The sequence below is a fragment of the Spirosoma gilvum genome (genome assembly GCF_054776815.1).
On the sequence record NZ_BAAHBH010000017.1, the window covers coordinates 112598 to 130484 of the forward strand.

At 47.7% G+C, this 17887-nt stretch carries 11 protein-coding genes; 8 read left to right on the forward strand and 3 right to left on the reverse strand.

Translation table 11 applies throughout. From position 1 onward, the window contains the following. Window positions 1-347: 347 nt before the first annotated feature. From ACYVFD_RS32380 to ACYVFD_RS32410, 7 genes are read left to right on the forward strand one after another with little or no spacing between them, the layout of a single operon-like run. Window positions 348-3683 (forward strand): VCBS repeat-containing protein, encoded by a 3336-nt coding sequence (locus ACYVFD_RS32380; protein WP_338877467.1) that lies wholly within the window; start codon window positions 348-350, stop codon window positions 3681-3683. Beyond that, on the forward strand, window positions 3680-5038 hold the full coding sequence (locus ACYVFD_RS32385; protein WP_338877468.1) for a vanadium-dependent haloperoxidase: 1359 nt from the start codon (window positions 3680-3682) through the stop codon (window positions 5036-5038). Before ACYVFD_RS32380 ends, ACYVFD_RS32385 begins: the two co-directional genes overlap by 4 nt. 18 nt (window positions 5039-5056) lie before the next feature. After that, window positions 5057-7663 carry a glycoside hydrolase family 31 protein gene (locus tag ACYVFD_RS32390; protein ID WP_338877469.1) on the forward strand — a complete coding sequence of 869 codons (2607 nt, stop codon included), beginning with the start codon at window positions 5057-5059 and terminating at the stop codon, window positions 7661-7663. 55 nt (window positions 7664-7718) lie between these two features. Beyond that, a complete protein-coding gene (locus tag ACYVFD_RS32395) occupies window positions 7719-9722 on the forward strand; it encodes a hypothetical protein (protein WP_338877470.1) in 2004 nt (667 codons plus the stop codon). Beyond that, on the forward strand, window positions 9722-10789 hold the full coding sequence (locus ACYVFD_RS32400) for an alpha-L-fucosidase (RefSeq protein ID WP_338877471.1): 1068 nt from the start codon (window positions 9722-9724) through the stop codon (window positions 10787-10789). Before ACYVFD_RS32395 ends, ACYVFD_RS32400 begins: the two co-directional genes overlap by 1 nt. 52 nt (window positions 10790-10841) lie before the next feature. After that, a complete protein-coding gene (locus ACYVFD_RS32405; RefSeq protein ID WP_338877472.1) occupies window positions 10842-12731 on the forward strand; it encodes a glycoside hydrolase family 36 protein in 1890 nt (629 codons plus the stop codon). A gap of 60 nt (window positions 12732-12791) precedes the next feature. Then, a complete protein-coding gene (locus ACYVFD_RS32410) occupies window positions 12792-14579 on the forward strand; it encodes an alpha-L-fucosidase (protein WP_338877473.1) in 1788 nt (595 codons plus the stop codon). Window positions 14580-14715: 136 nt separating this feature from the next. Here ACYVFD_RS32410 and ACYVFD_RS32415 read toward each other — a convergent pair whose 3' ends face one another. Further along, complete coding sequence (locus ACYVFD_RS32415; protein ID WP_338877474.1) at window positions 14716-15291, reverse strand: RNA polymerase sigma factor; 576 nt, start codon at window positions 15289-15291, stop codon at window positions 14716-14718. Here ACYVFD_RS32415 and ACYVFD_RS32420 point away from each other — a divergent pair. Beyond that, window positions 15271-15483, forward strand: a complete 213-nt coding sequence (locus ACYVFD_RS32420) for a hypothetical protein (RefSeq protein WP_338877475.1) — start codon at window positions 15271-15273, stop codon at window positions 15481-15483. The genes ACYVFD_RS32415 and ACYVFD_RS32420 overlap by 21 nt on opposite strands. 104 nt (window positions 15484-15587) lie before the next feature. Here ACYVFD_RS32420 and ACYVFD_RS32425 read toward each other — a convergent pair whose 3' ends face one another. Together ACYVFD_RS32425 and ACYVFD_RS32430 are read right to left on the reverse strand one after the other, a co-directional pair. Next, complete coding sequence (locus tag ACYVFD_RS32425; protein WP_461094696.1) at window positions 15588-16979, reverse strand: alpha-L-fucosidase; 1392 nt, start codon at window positions 16977-16979, stop codon at window positions 15588-15590. Window positions 16980-17022: 43 nt separating this feature from the next. Then, window positions 17023-17793, reverse strand: coding sequence for an L-fucose dehydrogenase (locus ACYVFD_RS32430; protein ID WP_338877477.1), 771 nt, complete (start codon window positions 17791-17793; stop codon window positions 17023-17025). Window positions 17794-17887: the final 94 nt, after the last annotated feature.

The window sequence follows — 17887 nt, forward strand, 5'->3', positions numbered from 1 at the left end:
CAGCGTTGAGCAAACGGAAAAAAACATCCCAAACCTATTTGGTCGGCATCAAATTTCTCGGGTAATCCATTCAGGTAAGTAATCTAACGGAAGAGGACGAGAAAAAATGGCAAAAAGTTAAGGAGTAAAAAGCATCAACATTTATAGAATTAATTGACGATTCGTAGATGGGAATGGTGATAGCCATAAAATTCTGATTCCGAATTCTTGTGATAACAATGAATTAGTATGGCGGTGGAGCTTCTAATAGTTACCAGAATCTGTCTGTGCTTACACCCAGTGAAGTGTTCCGCAAAGGTTGTTGTGTTAGAAAGAAGGCTTACTATAGAAAAAGCCATTGCATTCTGATGAGTAAGATCGTATACAGTTTCATCTTCCTGACTCTCCTGACAGCCTGCCAACCACCGTCGGAAAAGGAAGCAATAACGTCTGAAGAAAACACCTTATTTAAATCGCTATCGTCAACTCAAACCCATATTGATTTTATAAACCAGCTCCAGGAAGGCCTGAATGCCAATCCTCTGGTGTACGAATATTTTTACAATGGCGGAGGGGTAGCGCTGGCCGACTTTAATAATGATGGCTTAACGGATATTTATTTCACTGCCAACATGACCGAAAACAAGCTGTATCTCAACAAGGGACAGCTGAGTTTTGAAGACATTACCCAAAAAGCCAACGTATCGGGTCGGCAGGGGCCCTGGAAAACCGGCGTTACCGTGGTCGATATTAATGGCGATGCAAAATTGGACCTGTATGTGTGCTATTCGGGCAATGTTGCAGACGAAAACCGTCGAAATCAACTCTTTATAAATGGGGGCAATAATGCCCAGGGCATTCCGGTCTTTTCCGAGCAAGCTCAGCGATACGGCTTAGACGATCCTTCCTTCAGCACGCAGGCTAGCTTTTTTGATTACGACAAAGACGGCGACCTGGATATGCTCTTGATTAATCATTTAAATAAAAGCCTGAACAATTTAGATGAGTCGAGCATTGGAAAACTTCTCAGCCAGCAATCGCCTAAAAACAGCCCAAAGCTTTACCGGAATGAGCATGGAAAATTTAAGGACGTTTCCCTGGCTGCCGGATTGCCCGGCTCCATACTAAACTACGGTTTAGGACTTGGCATATCGGATATCAATGGCGATGGCTGGCCCGACGTATATATTTCCAATGATTCGCACGCTCCGGATCTGCTGTTGATAAATGGACGCAACGGAAAATTCACCAACCAAAGCAAAGAGAGCCTCGGTCATACCTCTTATTTTTCGATGGGCAATGAAGTGGTAGACATTAACAACGACGCCCTGCCCGATATTTTTACCCTGGACATGCTGCCAGCCGATAACAAGCGGCAAAAATTGCTATTGGCTCCCGACAATTACGAAAGCTTTGACCTAAACCTGCGCGTGGGCTTCCATTATCAATACATGCGCAATATGCTCCACATCAATAATGGCAATGGAAGTTTCAGTGAAGTAGGTCAGCTCGCGGGTATTTCAAATACCGATTGGAGCTGGGCCCCTTTATTTGCCGATTTTGATAATGACGGGTGGAAGGATTTGTACATCACCAACGGGTACGTGCGTGATTACACCAATATGGATTTCCTGAAATACATGGGCGATTTCCTGACATTCAAAGGAGGCCATGTAATGCGAAAAGACCTCTTGTCGCTGGTTGAGAAAATGCCTTCTTCTCATGTAAGCAGCTACGCATTCAAAAACCTGGATGGCATCAACTTTACCGACGTAAGTGCGAATTGGGGATTTACCACCCCTTTTAACAGCAATGGCGCTGCCTACGCCGACCTGGATAATGATGGTGACCTGGATCTTGTTGTCAATACGATCAACAGTCCGGCGGCCCTTTTTGAAAACAGAGCTAACCAACTCTCGAAAGACAATACCTATCTCCAGTTGAAACTGGTAGGTAATCAATTAAATACCCAAGGTATCGGAGCAAAGGTCTGGGTATATACCGGTGGTACGGTGCAATACCGGGAACAAATCCTTACCAGAGGATTTCAATCCAGCGTATCGCCCATTTTGCACTTCGGGATTCGTAAAGGCCAGCCGATTGATTCGGTACTTATCACCTGGCCAAGCGACCAAACCCAGGTTCTCAGGAACGTATCGGGAAATCAGCTCCTGACGCTACGAGAAGAGGAGGCAAAAAAGCGCCTGGAAAAGCCTTTTACAAAGCCTACAGTCCATTTTGCGGAGCTTTCGTCACCCATTGATTTTAGTCACAAAGATGAAAACGTAAATGATTTCAAGCGGCAGCCGCTGTTAGTAAATCCTCTTTCTTTCCCCGGCCCCTGCATGGCAAAACGGGACGTAAATGCCGACGGCCTGGAAGATATTTTTATAGGGGGCGGCAGCGGGCAGCCTGGGGCGTTGTATCTGCAGCAAAAGGGCGGTAAGTTCTCTAAAAAGGTAACTAAAGCTTTTGCTGCCGATGCCAGGTGCGACGACACGGACGCCCTCTTTTTTGATGCAAACGGCGACACCTTTCCTGATTTATATGTTTGCAGCGGTGGCTATGATAACTTCCTGCCCGCCGATCCGAACTTGCAAGACCGACTTTATGTCAACGATGGCAAGGGTAACTTCACGAAGCAAGTACAAGCCCTACCTGCCATGCTTACCAGCACAAGCTGTGTCAGGGCCGCCGACGTAAATAAAGATGGTTACCTGGATTTGTTTGTAGGAGGAAGGGTTGTGCCGGGCCGCTATCCGGAAACGCCCCGAAGCTATTTGCTGATCAACGATACGCGGGGAGCTTTCAAGGATCGAACACACGAACTGGCTCCTCAACTGGAGAAGGCAGGCATGGTAAGCGATGCGATCTGGCACGACATCGACGGCGATCAAACAAAAGAATTGATTTTGGTGGGCGAATGGATGCCGATTACCGTAATGTCGCTCAGGAATGGAAAGTTGATTGCCAACACCGAAGCTTATTTTAGTAAAAGCTATTACGGCTGGTGGAATCGAATTCACCTGGATGATTTGAATGGCGACGGGCGCATGGATTTGATTCTGGGAAACTACGGCCTGAATACCCAATGCAAAGTCAGCGAGAAAGAGCCCGCCCGATTGTATGTCAAAGATTTTGATGACAATGGTTCGGTTGATCCCATTCTTTGCTTCTTTATTCAAGGCAAAAGCTATCCATACGTCACCCGCGATGAATTGCTGGATCAACTCAGCATGATGCGTACGCGCTTCCCGGATTATAAAAGCTATGCCGAAGCTACTATTCAGCAAGTCTTCACGCCAGAAGAGTTAGCGGGCGTTTCTGTTCTTAAAGCGACGCATTTGAAAACCGCCTACTTTCAATCGGATGCGAACGGGAAGTTTGTGGAAAAAGCCCTTCCCGTTGAGGCCCAGCTTTCACCCGTATTTACGATTACGACCCTTGATTATAACCAGGACGGCCATAAAGACATCTTTCTGGGTGGGAATATTCAGCATGCGAGGCTACGATTTGGCAAGTGTGATGCCAACTACGGCGTGTTATTGAGCGGAGATGGTAAGGGCAACTTTACCAATGTGCCATCTTTTAAGTCGGGTTTCAAGGTGCTGGGCGACGTTAGGAGTAGCATCTATATAAACCATACCCTCTTATTAGGGCTCAATCAGCAAAAAGTTAAAGCGTATACCCTCAAGCAGCTATGAAAAGGATTGTCCTCATCTTTCTTATGCTTATGCTGGGTGCTTGTCAGACAACACCAAAGGGACCAGTACCCAAACTGGGTTCCCGCCTTATTAGCGAGCTCGTTTACCAGATGACGGATATAATGGTGCATGATGTAACCAATCCTCCTTTGGCGGCCCGTTTTTTCTCCTACGCATGTTTGGCTGGTTATGAAGTGGTTGCACAAAACGACCGCAGTATGAAGCCGCTGAACCGCTTTTTGAGAAGCTATCCTGAGTTGCCACCTCCTACGGCTATCGGCGAGCATTCCTATGAATTGAGTGCCTTACTGGCTATGGTGGAGACGGGAAAGAAACTTCAGCCATCGGGTTTTTTACTAGAAAAGTACCAGAAAAGCGTGATCGACTCATGCATGCGAAGTGGCTTTAGCAAAGACATTGTGCAAAATTCACTGGCCTATGCAAACTATGTGAGTGCGCATATTCTGAAATATGCCAAGGCTGACAAGTACAATCGAATCAGCAATTATCCCCGCTACTCACCCCTCAATAAGGAAGGCTCCTGGTATCCAACTCCTCCCGGCTATTATGCGCCGGTAGAGCCGTACTTCAATACGGTTAGGCCCTTTACGCTCGATACGTGCAGTCAATTCAAACCGGTGCCTCCGGTTCCGTTTTCCTCGACGCGTGGGTCTGAATTTTATGCCTTGATGGATAGCTGCTACCAAACGGGGTTGGATTTGAACGAAGAACAAAAGCAAGTGGCGGCTTTTTGGGATTGTAACCCGTTCGCTTTAGAAAACAATGGTCACCTTTTGTATGGCGTGAAGAAAATATCGCCCGGTGCACATTGGCTGGGCATTACCGGAATTGCGTGTGAAAAAGCGGAAATGAGTTTTCCAATGGCCATGAAAATCCATACGGTTGTTTCCGTCGGTCTCATGGATAGTTTCATCGCGTGCTGGGACGAGAAGTTTCGGAGCAACCGGATTCGACCCGAAACAGCCATTCGGAAATACATTGATTCGGATTGGAAGCCTTTTTTGCAGACGCCCCCCTTTCCTGAATACCTAAGCGGACACTCCACTATTTCGGCAGCAAGCGCCACGGTATTAACCTTTTATTTCGGGAAAGATTTTGCGTTCACCGATACGGTAGAAAAACGGTACGGGCTAACAGACCGGTCTTTCAATTCTTTTCATGAAGCGGCCAATGAAGCGGCTATATCGAGGTATTACGGGGGAATTCACTTTATGGATGCCATTACCAATGGTCTTTTGCAAGGGGAAAAGATGGGAGAATGGATTTTACAGAAAGTGGAAAAGGACAGTACCGCGCTAACAACCAACAAAACAACATACAACAAACACGCCTAACCGGGTTCAAATCAACGTATGCATAGCAAGAGCCAACCCTGCTTTTTTAGTAAAACTTTTCTTGTTCTATTCATTGGATCGCTTCTTTTTTCCTGTAAAAAAATTACCGATACCCGCTATGAAGTCAGTGGGTCGCAGGTTAAAATCCCGTTGAAAGGTGGCACGCTCTTGCTGAATGTGTACTCTGATAAAATCATTCGGGTGAAATACGTTGTAGGCGATTCTATTCCAGAAGACGACAGCATACTGGTATTCAAAAAGCTTTCAGGGGCGTTCAAAGTAGCGGAGAAAGACAGTCTGATAAGCATCGAAACCGCTTTTGTGAAAGCGCAGGTAAGTCCCGACGGTACAGTTCAGTTCGTTGATACGAACAACCAAACACTGCTGTCGGAAATGAAAGACGGTCGCAAACTAACGCCAGTAAATGACCATGGTAAATCAAGCTTTTCCCTTCGGCAAACCTTCCTCTGTGGCGACGAAGCTTTGTACGGACTGGGCCAGTTTCAAAATGGCCTGTTCAACTGGAAAAACACGCCCCTGGTACTTAAGCAATACAACCAGGAAATTGCAGTTCCCTTCGTGATGTCCAGCAAAGGCTACGGAATTTTATGGAACAACTATTCCATCACCCAATTCAATCCTGCGGAGAGGGAAGTGACCTTAGCCACCACTGTAGATTCGGCGCGCAACATTCGGAAATCCTTTTTTATACCCGCAAAATCGGGCACCTACAACTTTGCTATCGAAGCGCCGAATGCCGAAAACCGCATGCATGGCCCCGTACTCCTAACCATCAATGGCGATACGGTATTTCATTACAACACAGTTTGGGTACCCGACTTCCATGTCGGAAGAATTGACCTGGAAGCGAACAAAAATTACGAAGTCGTACTGCAAAATAGCAACAGCCAGTCGCCGGGCAAGCTGGTATACAATGAGCCTGACTACAACAAAACGGTTTTTCAAAGCCAGCTAGGCAATGCCATTGATTATTTCTTTGTCTACGGCGAAGACCAGGCCCAGCTTATTCACGGCATGCGCGACCTGACTGGAACGGCACCCATGTTCAGTAAAAATATTTATGGTTTTTGGCAATGCCGGGAACGCTACCATTCGCAAAAAGAGCTTTTGGAGAATGCCATGGAATACCGTAAACGCGGTATTCCGGTAGACAATATCGTGCAGGACTGGAACTACTGGCCGGAGAAAACCTGGGGTCCGGAATGGGATCGTACGCGGTACCCGGACCCTAAAAAGATGGCTGCAAGCCTGGATAGTCTGCATATGAAGTTAATGGTTTCCATTTGGCCAAGAATCGATAATCCAGTACTGGAAGAGCGGTATCACCTGAAGGAGCACAAGTTGGATAAGAGCGGCAACCTGGATTTCTACAACCCTGCGGTACGCAACAACTACTACAACATGGTGAAAGACTCGATGTATGCGCTTGGCATCCATTATATATGGTTAGACGGCACCGAACCGGAAGTGTACCCGGCCAATGCGATCACGAACCAGGGTTCATTTGACCGCGTAGCACTTACCTATTCGCTGATGGTTACCAAGAGCATATACGACCGGAAACGGGAAGACTATCCTCAGCAGCGGGTTTTCAACCTGACTCGCTCGGCCTTTCTTGGGCAGCAGAAGTACGGTGCCGCCGTTTGGTCAGGAGATGTGCTGGCGAGTTGGGAGCAATTCAGAGAGCAAATTCTGGCGGGTCTAAACTATTCCATGGCTGGATTGCCATACTGGACGACTGACATCGGAGGCTTTTTCAGGGATAGCAAATCATTCAACCCCCGGTTTAAAAATCAGTACACCAGCAACGAGTTTAAAGAGCTGCTTACCCGTTGGTTTCAGTTTGGTGCGTTTTGCCCCTTATTCCGCATCCACGGCTATGTGTCCGAGACGGAGGTGTGGCGGTACGGCCAGTCTTTTGAGACGATGGCCAGGAAATTTATTGAGCTTCGCTATCGGTTGATGCCCTATTTGTATGCACAAGCCTGGAAAGTAACCAACAGTGCCGGTTCTATCATCGCACCGCCGGTCTACTATTACCCGAATGACAAAAAGACCTGGGAGCTCAAAGATCAGTTCTTCTACGGTCCTTCCATCCTGGTTGCCCCCATTACCCAATACCAGGCTCGACAGAGGCAAGTATACTTGCCAGCAGGTGGGTGGTATAATTTCTGGACTAATGAAAAATTATCTGGAAACCAAACCGTTAGCGTCAAATCACCGCTCGACCAAGTTCCTACCCTTATCAGGCAAGGCTCCATTCTGCCCTTTGGGCCAGCCCTCCAGTATGCCAGCGAACCAAGTAAGGAAGGTCTTACCCTGGTTGTGTACCCCGGTGCTAACGCCGATTTTGAGTGGTACGATGATGAAGGGGAGAACTATACGTACGAAAAAGGCAGGCATGCCGTAGTGCCCATTCATTGGGACGATCAACAGAGAGAACTACGTATCGGGCAACGCAAAGGAACGTTTCCAGGACTACAGGAGGCCATTAAAATCAAGGTGGTCGTCGTCGATTCAACAAGCGAAGGCGGTTTGTCGGTCATTAAAAAGCCCAACACATCGCTTACGTACCGGGGCGCGGCCCAAAAAGTTAACTTCTAATTTGACCTAACACGCTAATTCAGGCATAGGATATACAACTTCTTCATCCAATTGTATGAAACACATTCGTAAAAAAAATCGGCAAAATAGCTTACTCGTGTTTGTCTTTGTTATCAGTTCTCTACGGCTAGTTCAGGCACAGGATATACAAAGGCGCTGGACTTTGGGTAAGGATAATGATATCATCTGGACTATAAGTCAGGACAAAAGTCTTCCCCACCAGGATAATGTGGAAATGAGTGGCTATGGCGTTTCTACGATTGTGACGTATGGAGTTGATAAGCAAAAGCACGCATCCCTGAACGCCCTGGTTATATGGCCATCCTACATCGTGAAATACGACTACCGCAGCTATCTTCAAAAAAGCTATCCCCTAGATAGCCTGTTCATCAAAGTAGATGGCCAGCCAGTTGCTGTTTCGTTGGTTTCACAGGTGAGGTTCAATGGCATTCTGGAGCTTCAGTACCAACACAGCCGCCTACGGATCAAACGCTTTATCTATCCGGCGGTGAATGATCCGGCAGTATACGACCGCGTAGAGATAGACAATACCGGGAAAAAAGATGCGCGCATTGAGGTCGAAAAGGCCAATCGGGAAGAATTGGTTGTTGGTGAAAACACTAAATGGACAATGGCGCTTGCCAGGACGGAAACCAACCAGGTGATTAAGCCGGGCGAATCAACGATTGTCACAACCATCCTCAGCGCTCGTAAAGCAGAGCAAAGCCCTGGCAAATACGACGCGGAGAAAGATTACCAGGGGCGGCTTGCGTTCATCAAAAAGATCAATCAAAATCTACACTTCAACAGCCCCGATCCAGAAATGAACCTGGCTTTTCAATTCGCTAAGTTCAGAACGTCCGAAAGCATTTTTGATTCTGATTTAGGAAGGGTGCATTCGCCAGGAGGAGGCCGGTACTACGGTGGTGTCTGGGCCAACGACCAGGTAGAGTATGCAAATCCTTTTTTTGCCATGCTGGGCTACGACGAAGCGGAGAAAGCGTCGATGAATGCCTACAAAGCATTCATGGCCAAAATGACTCCTGAGTTTTCGGCCATTCCATCTTCTTTCGAGATGGGTGGCAAGATGGTCTTTTCGGGCGCTGGCGACAGAGGAGATGCCGCCATGTATGCCTACGGAGCCTCCTTGTACGCACTTTTGTCCGGTGATCGTCAGGTGGCCGATACGCTCTGGCCAGCTATTGTCTGGTGCCTGGACTATTGCGAACGGAAAACAAATGAGGCCGGGGTTATTGAGTCAAAAACCGATGAAATGGAAGGACGAATCCCCACGGGCACGGCTAACCTTTCTACCTCCACGCTGGCGTATGCGGGCTTTACCTATGCAAGTCGACTAGCCAAAGCACTAAACAAAGAAAGGGCAATCAGTACGCATTATGAACAGAAAGCGAGTGATCTTAAAAAGGCCATTGAAACCTATTTCGGAGCTAAAGTAGAAGGCTATGACACCTATAAATATTATAAGGAGCATAACAAGCTGCGACACTGGATATGCCTTCCCCTGGTAATGGGCATCGAAACGCGGAAAGAGGGTACGATAAAAGCCCTATTTGAAAAGCTGTGGACAAAAAATGGTTTGCTGGTAGAAGATGGGCAGACGATCTTCTGGGATAGAGCCACGCTATACGCACTCCGTGGGGTCATTAAGGTAGGTGCAGTGGAGGTAGGCATGAGCAAACTCAAAGCTTATTCTACGCAGCGTCTCCTTGGCGATCACGTACCCTACCCCGTTGAAGCCTATCCCGAAGGCAACCAGGCGCATCTGGCAGCAGAAAGTGCCTTGTATTGCCGTATCATCACGGAAGGCTTGTTTGGCATAGAGCCGCTTTCGTTGACTGAATTTCAATGCTTGCCACGCCTGCCAAAAGAGTGGAATAAAATGGAGCTTCTCAATGTCCAGGCGCTTGGAAAAGTGGTGGACATAAAAATAAACTCGGTTCCTGGAAATAAAGTACGGCTGGTAGTGGAGGAGGGTGGCAAGCAAATCTTTATCCAGGAAGCGATGGCAAATACGGCATTCACGGTTAAACTGAATTAATGATGGCTACTAAATTTATTTCCCGACGCGAATTTTCGAAGCGTAGTCTGCTGTTGGCCGGAGCCTTACAATCACTGAATGGATTTGGCTTTTCGTCTGGTTCGAAGAAGTTAAGGTCAGATTGGATGGTTGGGAAATGGGGAATGATGGTACACTGGATAGCGCCCGGACCCGCCCCCGAACGAGGGGCCCGCATTGACGACTTGAATGAAGCCGTCAACGCCTTTAACGTTCCCCGATTTCTGAATCAATTTCAACAGAGTGGCGCTGATTTCCTGATGTTCACCATTGGACAGAATACGGGCTTTTATGCAAGTCCGAATAACGTACTGGATCAATTGGTAGGCGAAGGGCACGCTTCAAAAAGAGATTTGATACTGGAGTTGGCGAAAGGCGTTCATGCCCTAAAGAAAAAATTCATTGCCTATCTGCCCGGCGAGATTGCTGCTCCTAAAGCCTTGCACGAAGGGTTTGCCTGGAACCGTGACAATCAAGCTGAATTTCAGAAACATTACACTCAATTCATCAGGCAGTATTCTCTCCAATATGGAAAGCATCTGGACGGCTGGTGGTTTGACGGCTGCTACACCAAATGGCCCGAATACTATATTCCCAGAGATTGGGATTTATGGCTGAATGCCTCGCGAGCAGGAAATTCAGCCGCAGTGGTGGCGTTCAACGACGGGTGCTTCTACGTGGGTTCTACCCAGCCTCCCTGTCCGCAGCAAGATTACCTTTCGGGTGAAGCCTGGAAATTTAAAGATGGAAAAATTGCCATTGGTGACCGTGAGCCAGTCGAATTATTCCTTCCCACAGATCGCTTTGTGCCGGGCACGAGCTGTCAGTTTCACGTTCAGTTGCCCATTGACTGTGATGGGCAATGGATGCACAATACGCCGGGACCGATGCCACCGCCCCACTATACAGACCAAGAATTGTTTCCTGTAGTGAAAACATGCTTACAGGTGGGTGGAACCGTAACACTCAACATGGGCATCTACCAGGAAGGTCATATTGCTGAAACTACGTTGGCACAACTGCAAAGAATGAAGCGTCAGCTTTCCTAAACCGGCAGCCAATTTTAGTCACTAGTAAACCTGTTACTCTTAACCATCAAAAATGATTCGCAACTATCTCCTTCCTTCCCTCCTCCTATTGCTGATCACATTTTGCGGTTTTGTGTGTTTAAAGAACAGTACGAAATCATCGAATCCGGGCACTCGCCTGGACTACATGCCGCCAACTGTTACAGCCTTTCAAAAGCTTCTCAAAAATTCCCCAGCGGTAGCCGAGGATGCGAAGGGGGCCGCAATTTCTGCCAGCCAACTGCTTGTTGATCGAAAGTGGACAGGCAATACCTGCAAAACTACCTGCAAAAACCTAGGAAAAACCCCATTGCAGGTCTCTACGGTTTTTTTGTTTTCTATTCCAGCGCATGGGCTGCCTCCCGAAAGTCCGGTATACGGAGAAGGGTTTCAGATGCTCCATCAAAACGGTGGTACGCTTCAACAGCATGAGAACATTGGCGTATATCCCGACAATAAGCACTATAACATTCCCGATGTGCATGGCCTGCCTACGGTCTATGGCATGATGGTCATTAGTGTCAGGAAAAACGAATATATGCTGCTTGGGTTCACGTCCTGTAAGCGGTTTATTGGTCGGATTAGTTACGATAAACAGCAGATGCAGGTATCCGTAGACACCGAAGGGTTGGAGTTGAAGCCCGGTGAATCCTGGTCACTGGAAGAGTTTACGGTGCTGGGGAGTGCTGAGCGGGGTGCTTTATTTAAAAGGTTTGCTTCCCAAATTGCCGTGTATCATCCGACGCGAAAAACACCAAAAATACCTACGGGCTGGTGCTCCTGGTATTGCTATGGCCCGGCAGTGACCAACAAAATTATGGAAGAAAACCTACAGGGTTTTAAAAAGGTATTGCCCGAAATAAAATACATCCAGCTAGATGATGGCTATCAGCCCTTTATGGGCGACTGGACTGACCCCAATCCTGCGTATGGCGATATACAGGAAACCATTGCGTCGATACGAAAAGCAGGATTTGAACCGGCCATTTGGGTAGCCCCTTTTATTGCTGAAAAAGGGTCCCACGTCTTCAGAGAACATTCCGACTGGTTTGTGAAAGATGTGGATCAAACGCCCCTGGTGTCCTCCAAAATTGGTTTTGGTGGCTGGCGATCCGGGCCCTGGTACGTGCTGGATGGCACGCATCCCGAAGTGCAAAAGCATTTTCAGAACGTCATCAGTACAATGCGCGAAAAGTGGGGCATTAACTATTTCAAGCTGGATGCCAACTACTGGGGTGCGATCCATGGAGGAATACACTACGATCCAAAAGCTACCCGTATCCAGGCTTACCGGCGTGGCATGGAAGCACTGTTTAGCGGTTGTGATGCCAATTCTGTAATGCTTGCTTGCAATGCTCCCATATGGCCATCGCTCGGACTCGCTACGGCTATGCGTACTAGTGGAGACATTAGCCGCGAATGGGGGGTAATTCGTGGGACTGCGTATGAAAATCTTTGCCGGGCCTGGCAAAATGGTACGCTTTGGGATTCCGACCCCGATTGCGTGGTGCTTGCCAATGACACTGTTTTCTCAGGAAAAGAGCCAATCCGTAAGCAGGAATGGATGTTCCATGCCACCTCCATTCACGCGGTTGGTGGCTCGGTGTTGAGCGGAGACAAAGCGGCCAATTTAAAGGAAAACGAGTTGGCGATCCTTAAAAAATTGCTTCGTACCAATGGCAAGGGCGCTACCTTTTCGGATGCGAAGATGGAAACCGGTTTCACCGACATGGGCGATACGCAGTACTATTATTTCTTTAACTGGGATGACCACGAAACCAAAGACTTGACTGTCCGCTTGAAATCAAAAGCGCAACTCACCGATTTCTGGACCCATGAACGGCTCGGCGTTTTCGAAAATACCTATACAGTAACCAGGCTCGCCCCCCATTCTGCCAGGTTGATTATGGCAAGCAAGAAGTAGTACTCAAAAAGACATCCTGAACCAGCAAACGCTAACCTACCTTATAATCCTCCTAAACCAATGACCTACCTTCATCGCTTCGGCCTGGTATTTATTTTATTGCTGTTAAGTCTTCGTAGCCCTGCCCAAATCAAGGAGAAGTGGGATAAAAGCATCTCTGATAAAACCGCTGACGCTAAAACGCAATGGTTTAGCGATGCTAAATTTGGGCTATTTCTGCATTGGGGCTTATATTCTCAGCCTGCCGGGGTATGGAACGGCAAAAAATACTACGGAACTAGCGAATGGGTAATGCACCGTGGTAAAATTCCCGCTAAAGACTACGCTAAACTGATGAACGAATTCAATCCTGTTAAGTTTAACGCGGACGAATGGGTGGTTCTGGCTAAGGAATTTGGCATCAAGTATATGGTTCTTACCTCCAAACACCACGAAGGCTTTGCGATGTTCAACTCAAAAGTATCTGATTTCAAGATCACCAATTCGCCTTTCAAGCGCGATCCACTTAAAGAGTTGTCGGTAGCTTGTCAGAAAGGAAATATGAAACTCGGCTTTTATTATTCCCAGTTTCTCGATTGGCACGAACCCAATGGTGGCGGAAACGACTGGGATTTTGTGGAAAAAGACAAGAATTTCAAGGCCTATTATACAACTAAATCCATTCCTCAACTGAAGGAATTAGTCTCTAATTATGGGCCCCTGGGCTTGATTTGGTGTGATATGCCAGGCGGCCTTTCCAAAGAAGAAACCCAGGGTTTAATTGAGGAAATAAGAAATATACAGCCCAATTGCTTGCTTAGCAGCCGGGTTGGGCAGGGCTTAGGCGATTTTCGCGATTTTGGTGATGGAGAAGTGCCCTCCACGGTGGTGAAAGGTCCCTGGGAAGCTATTGCTACACACAACGATTCCTGGGGCTATTCAACGTTGGATTTCAACTTCAAAACATCCAGTGAAATTATTCGGCTGCTGACCGGCATCGTATCCAAAGGCGGTAACCTGATGTTGAACATTGGCCCAAAGGCAGATGGCACTTTCCCTGAAACATCCGTTGCCTGTTTAAAAGAAGTAGGGAAATGGCTGAATGTAAATGGAGATGCCATTTATGGAACCACCTACGGGCCTATCGCTCCGCAACCCTGGGGCGTTACCACATTAAAGCCTGGTAAGTTATTCCTGCACGTGACCGAGCGACCAGAAAACGGTGTATTGCTGGTGCCTGGTGTAGATGCGAAAGTTAAAAGCGTCGCGTTCCTGGCCGATAAAAAAACGCTTACCTGGGACCTGAGTAATAAACGGCTGACCGTAAAGTTGCCCAATGAATTGCCCGATAAGGTCAACACAGTACTTGTAGTTGAGTACGAAGGTAAAATAAGCGATTCATTCAGCGAGGATAAGGTGATTGTATCACCAGAGTTTAAAGAGTGTAAGCTGGACATAGTGAAAGCCAAACCGGCCGGCGCAACAAAAGTGGAAACCATTACGTACAGTAACTACTTTGGCGATTGGAAGCATACGCTTTGTGCCACCAATATGAAAGCACCGGCGGATAGTGTCGTTTACAATGTCGAATTTACCAGGCCCGGCGATTATAAGGTTTCACTCGAGTATAGTTCGCCCCTCGAAAACAGCAAACAGGAAGGTGTATTACAGGTAGGAAAAGAGGTGTACTACTTTGAAACCCTTGCCACGGGCGAGTACGACGCCTGGCGTCCCTTGATCTTTATAAAGCAATCCGTGGCAATGGTAAGGATTCGGGAGGCAGGCATACAGCAAATTAGAATTGCCCCTATCAAAGAAGGAAAAGAGCTATTTAAGCTAAGCCGGATTAGCATAGAACCCTTTGAGTAAGCCTTCTGGTTAGCTTCTTTCTTCTAACGGGGCAGATTTATCCCAACTTTGTTAACTACCCCAAGAGGGAAGTACTCACTTGAGTAGTAGGGTATAGCTGGTCTGGGTAACTTCCTGGTTCTGGAAAGAGAGGGGGCTAATGTAGTAGCGCGAGCAAAAGGAGGATATAGTCTTTCAAATAGACTCTTAAAAATTTGAGGGCTTTGGTCAGATGGTATTGGACGGCCTTTTCGGATAATTTAATGCGGTTTGCTATATCAGCTAGTTGCAAGCCTTCGAGCCTACTCATAATAAAAACTTCCCTATATTTTTCCGGCATCTTTTCGAGACCTTGCTTAAACTGGTCTGAAAGCTCATTATACAGGACCGTATCCATATTGGACTCATGCATGCACTCACTAAAGGAATGGCAATAGTCGGCATATTTGCTTCGTACGGCAGCCTTCCGAATATGGTCAATAAATTTATTTCTGAGTGTCGTATTTAAGTAGGCTGATAGATTAAGGATTCTCGTTTCGCTTCTTTTTTCCCAAAGTTCAACAAAAACAGCTTGCACCAACTCCTCTGCTTCATCATAAGAGTTTACCTTTCGATACGCAGTCTTGTAGAGCAAATCCCAATAGGTATTAAAAATTTCTTCAAAACATTTCCGATCTCCATTTTGGAGTTGCCTTAAAAGGAAATCTTCACTATGTGGAAACTTATTTTCCATCCTTCTAAAGTTTTAGCAATTAAAAATATATTTATATTTTTAAGTTTCCCAACTATTTTCAAAAAGAATAGAGAAAAACTGTTTTGTGGCGGGCTTTTGCTACGCTGTTTTGGTATCGAGACCGTTTCCAGCGAAATCACCGCCTTGTTTGGCCGTAAAATTCACGCTGTGACAGCTGAGGTTTTCTGCTGAAAGTCTTTTTGTACTTATTCGCCTTTACAATTGATGGTTGTCTGGATTAGCTCTCATCTCGCAGCTTGGATTAACTATAGCAGTACAAGTCAGCCAATTTTACCTTAGTTGCCCCCTCCAGTCACTTTGTATACCCAGGCGTATTGACAAGGCATTGTGGTAGGGCTTAGGCTAGGGGCGGTAATGGTCAGCGTGTTCCCTTTTTTAACCGCACGTATTAGCCCGTTAAATCCCAGCAAACTCACTTTTGAGGATGCACTAACACCTGATAGTATTAATTTCTCCTGCCAGACGGTGGTGATGACATATAAATCAGCCCCCTTCGTGGTAAAAAACGTGGTTGTTTTAGCGTCTACTTTAGGGGCCTTCGACCAGGCACGGGTGCCGTAAATACTTTGGCCATTCACGTTGAGCCACGCGCCCATGTCGTTCAACCGCTGCTGCATAATGACCGGAACCCGCCCGTCTGCGGTGGGGCCAATATTCAGCAGCAGATTGCCACCCCGCCCTACTTTATTGATGAGGATGTGTACCAACTCCTTCGAGGTAGAATAATCGTCCAGGATTTCGGCCCGGTTGTACCCGAACGAGCCAGCCATGCCCCGGCACTCCTCCCAGGGGTGGTTAAATTGTACGCTGTCGGCGTTTCCTTCGTATACCAGGTCGTACTCAGTAGTGTAATAGCCCCCGTGTTTCCCCCGCGTTTCTTTACCCCAGCGGTCGTTGATGGCTACGCTTTCCTTCACGGATGAGTCGTTATAGAGCCAGGCCAGAAACTCCGGGCTGCGCAGTTGTTCGGACGAATAATCCCACTCGCCATCGGTCCAGAGTACGTCGGGTTTGTAGGTGCTGACCAACTCTTTCATCTGCGGAAACATATGCTGGTCGATGTAATCGTTAAGCGTTTCTTTTTTGTAAAGTGGATTGAACCACTCCAGCAGCGAATAATAATAGCCCATTTTCAGGTTTTTTGCCCGAACCGCTTTGGTCAGGCCGCCCAGCAAATCGCGATGCGGGCCAACGTCCATGACGTTCCAGTTCCAGGCATACTTCGATGGCCAGAGCGTATAGCCTTCGTGGTGTTTGGCAGTCAGCACGACGTATTTAGCCCCCGACCGTTCAAAGAGCGTTGCCCACTCGTCGGGCTTGAAGAGTTCTGCTTTGAAGTCGCGGGCCAAATCCTGATAGGTGGTACCCGGAGCGTAATTCTGCTTATGAAACTCCTCAAAAAAGTGCTGCGTTTTGCCCCCGTCGTAGAGCCGTCGCCAGTAATGTTCGGCATAGCGGTCATAGATGCCCACGCTATCGCGAACGGTAGGGCTATAAGCCGGGACCGAATACACGCCCCAGTGGACGAAAATACCAAATTTAGCATCTTCAAACCAACCGGGGACGGGTCTGGCATCGAGTGATGACCAGGTAGGCTGGTATGATTTTTGCCCAAAACTCAGGGAAGAAAGGCTCGTCAGCAGCGTAAACAGAAGGAATTTTTTCATGGTTTAGGACGGATCAAGGACTATTTTTTACTGATAAGTTTGGCTACAACGCCCGGTCCAGATGCACATAGCCACCATCGACGTGTATCAGTTGCCCGGTGGTGTGGCTCGACCGTTCCGACAGCAGAAACAGGACCATACTGGCAATTTCTTCGGCAGTGCTCATGCGCTGTTCGAGGGGGATTTTGGCGATAATCTGCTGCAACTGCTTCTCCGGGTCGGCAAAGGTTTGAATCCAGTTGGCGTAGAGGGGTGTGTAGCACTCGGCCACAATCACTGCATTGACCCGGATGCGGTAAGGAAGCAGTTCAACGGCCCATTCGCGGGTGAGCGCGTTACGCCCTCCGTTGGCTGCGGCATAGCCCGATGTGTTTCCCTGGCCGGTTTCCGCCGTTTTGGAGCCGATGTTCACAATCGACCCTTTAGCGGCTTTCAGATAAGGCAGGGCGTGTTGTGCCATCAGATAGTAATGCACCAGGTTTTTATGCAGCGAAGCCACAAACCCGTCGTAACTCCCGTGTTCCAGCCCAACCCCGTCATTTACTCCCGCATTGTTGACCAGTCCGTCTATACGCCCGAACTGCCTGACCACCTCCTCAACGGCCCGCCTGCAGTCGGCGGAGGCAGACAGTTCGGCCACCACCGCAAACCCGTTGCCGCCGATGCTGGCTAACGTCAGGTTGTTGTCGGCTTCGTTGCGTCCGATGATAACGGGGATTGCCCCTTCGGCGGCCAGCATCTGCACAATGCCCTCGCCAATGCCTTTGGCTCCGCCCGTTACGATAATGACTTTATTCTCTAAATGAAGATGCATCTGTTTTGGGTAAGTATGCCGGTAAATCAGTCGTCAATTGTCGTTATAGAATCAATAAATAAGAAAGCGTTCACGCAACCGGTGAGGCTTTGCT

Coding starts and splice junctions, on each gene's coding strand:
- ACYVFD_RS32425 (WP_461094696.1), bottom strand. CDS start 16,979: ATGAAAAAATTCCTTCTGTTTACGCTGCTGACGAGCCTTTCTTCCCTG.
- ACYVFD_RS32385 (WP_338877468.1), top strand. CDS start 3,680: ATGAAAAGGATTGTCCTCATCTTTCTTATGCTTATGCTGGGTGCTTGT.
- ACYVFD_RS32405 (WP_338877472.1), top strand. CDS start 10,842: ATGATTCGCAACTATCTCCTTCCTTCCCTCCTCCTATTGCTGATCACA.
- ACYVFD_RS32415 (WP_338877474.1), bottom strand. CDS start 15,291: ATGGAAAATAAGTTTCCACATAGTGAAGATTTCCTTTTAAGGCAACTC.
- ACYVFD_RS32390 (WP_338877469.1), top strand. CDS start 5,057: ATGCATAGCAAGAGCCAACCCTGCTTTTTTAGTAAAACTTTTCTTGTT.
- ACYVFD_RS32395 (WP_338877470.1), top strand. CDS start 7,719: ATGAAACACATTCGTAAAAAAAATCGGCAAAATAGCTTACTCGTGTTT.
- ACYVFD_RS32410 (WP_338877473.1), top strand. CDS start 12,792: ATGACCTACCTTCATCGCTTCGGCCTGGTATTTATTTTATTGCTGTTA.
- ACYVFD_RS32420 (WP_338877475.1), top strand. CDS start 15,271: ATGTGGAAACTTATTTTCCATCCTTCTAAAGTTTTAGCAATTAAAAAT.
- ACYVFD_RS32380 (WP_338877467.1), top strand. CDS start 348: ATGAGTAAGATCGTATACAGTTTCATCTTCCTGACTCTCCTGACAGCC.
- ACYVFD_RS32400 (WP_338877471.1), top strand. CDS start 9,722: ATGATGGCTACTAAATTTATTTCCCGACGCGAATTTTCGAAGCGTAGT.
- ACYVFD_RS32430 (WP_338877477.1), bottom strand. CDS start 17,793: ATGCATCTTCATTTAGAGAATAAAGTCATTATCGTAACGGGCGGAGCC.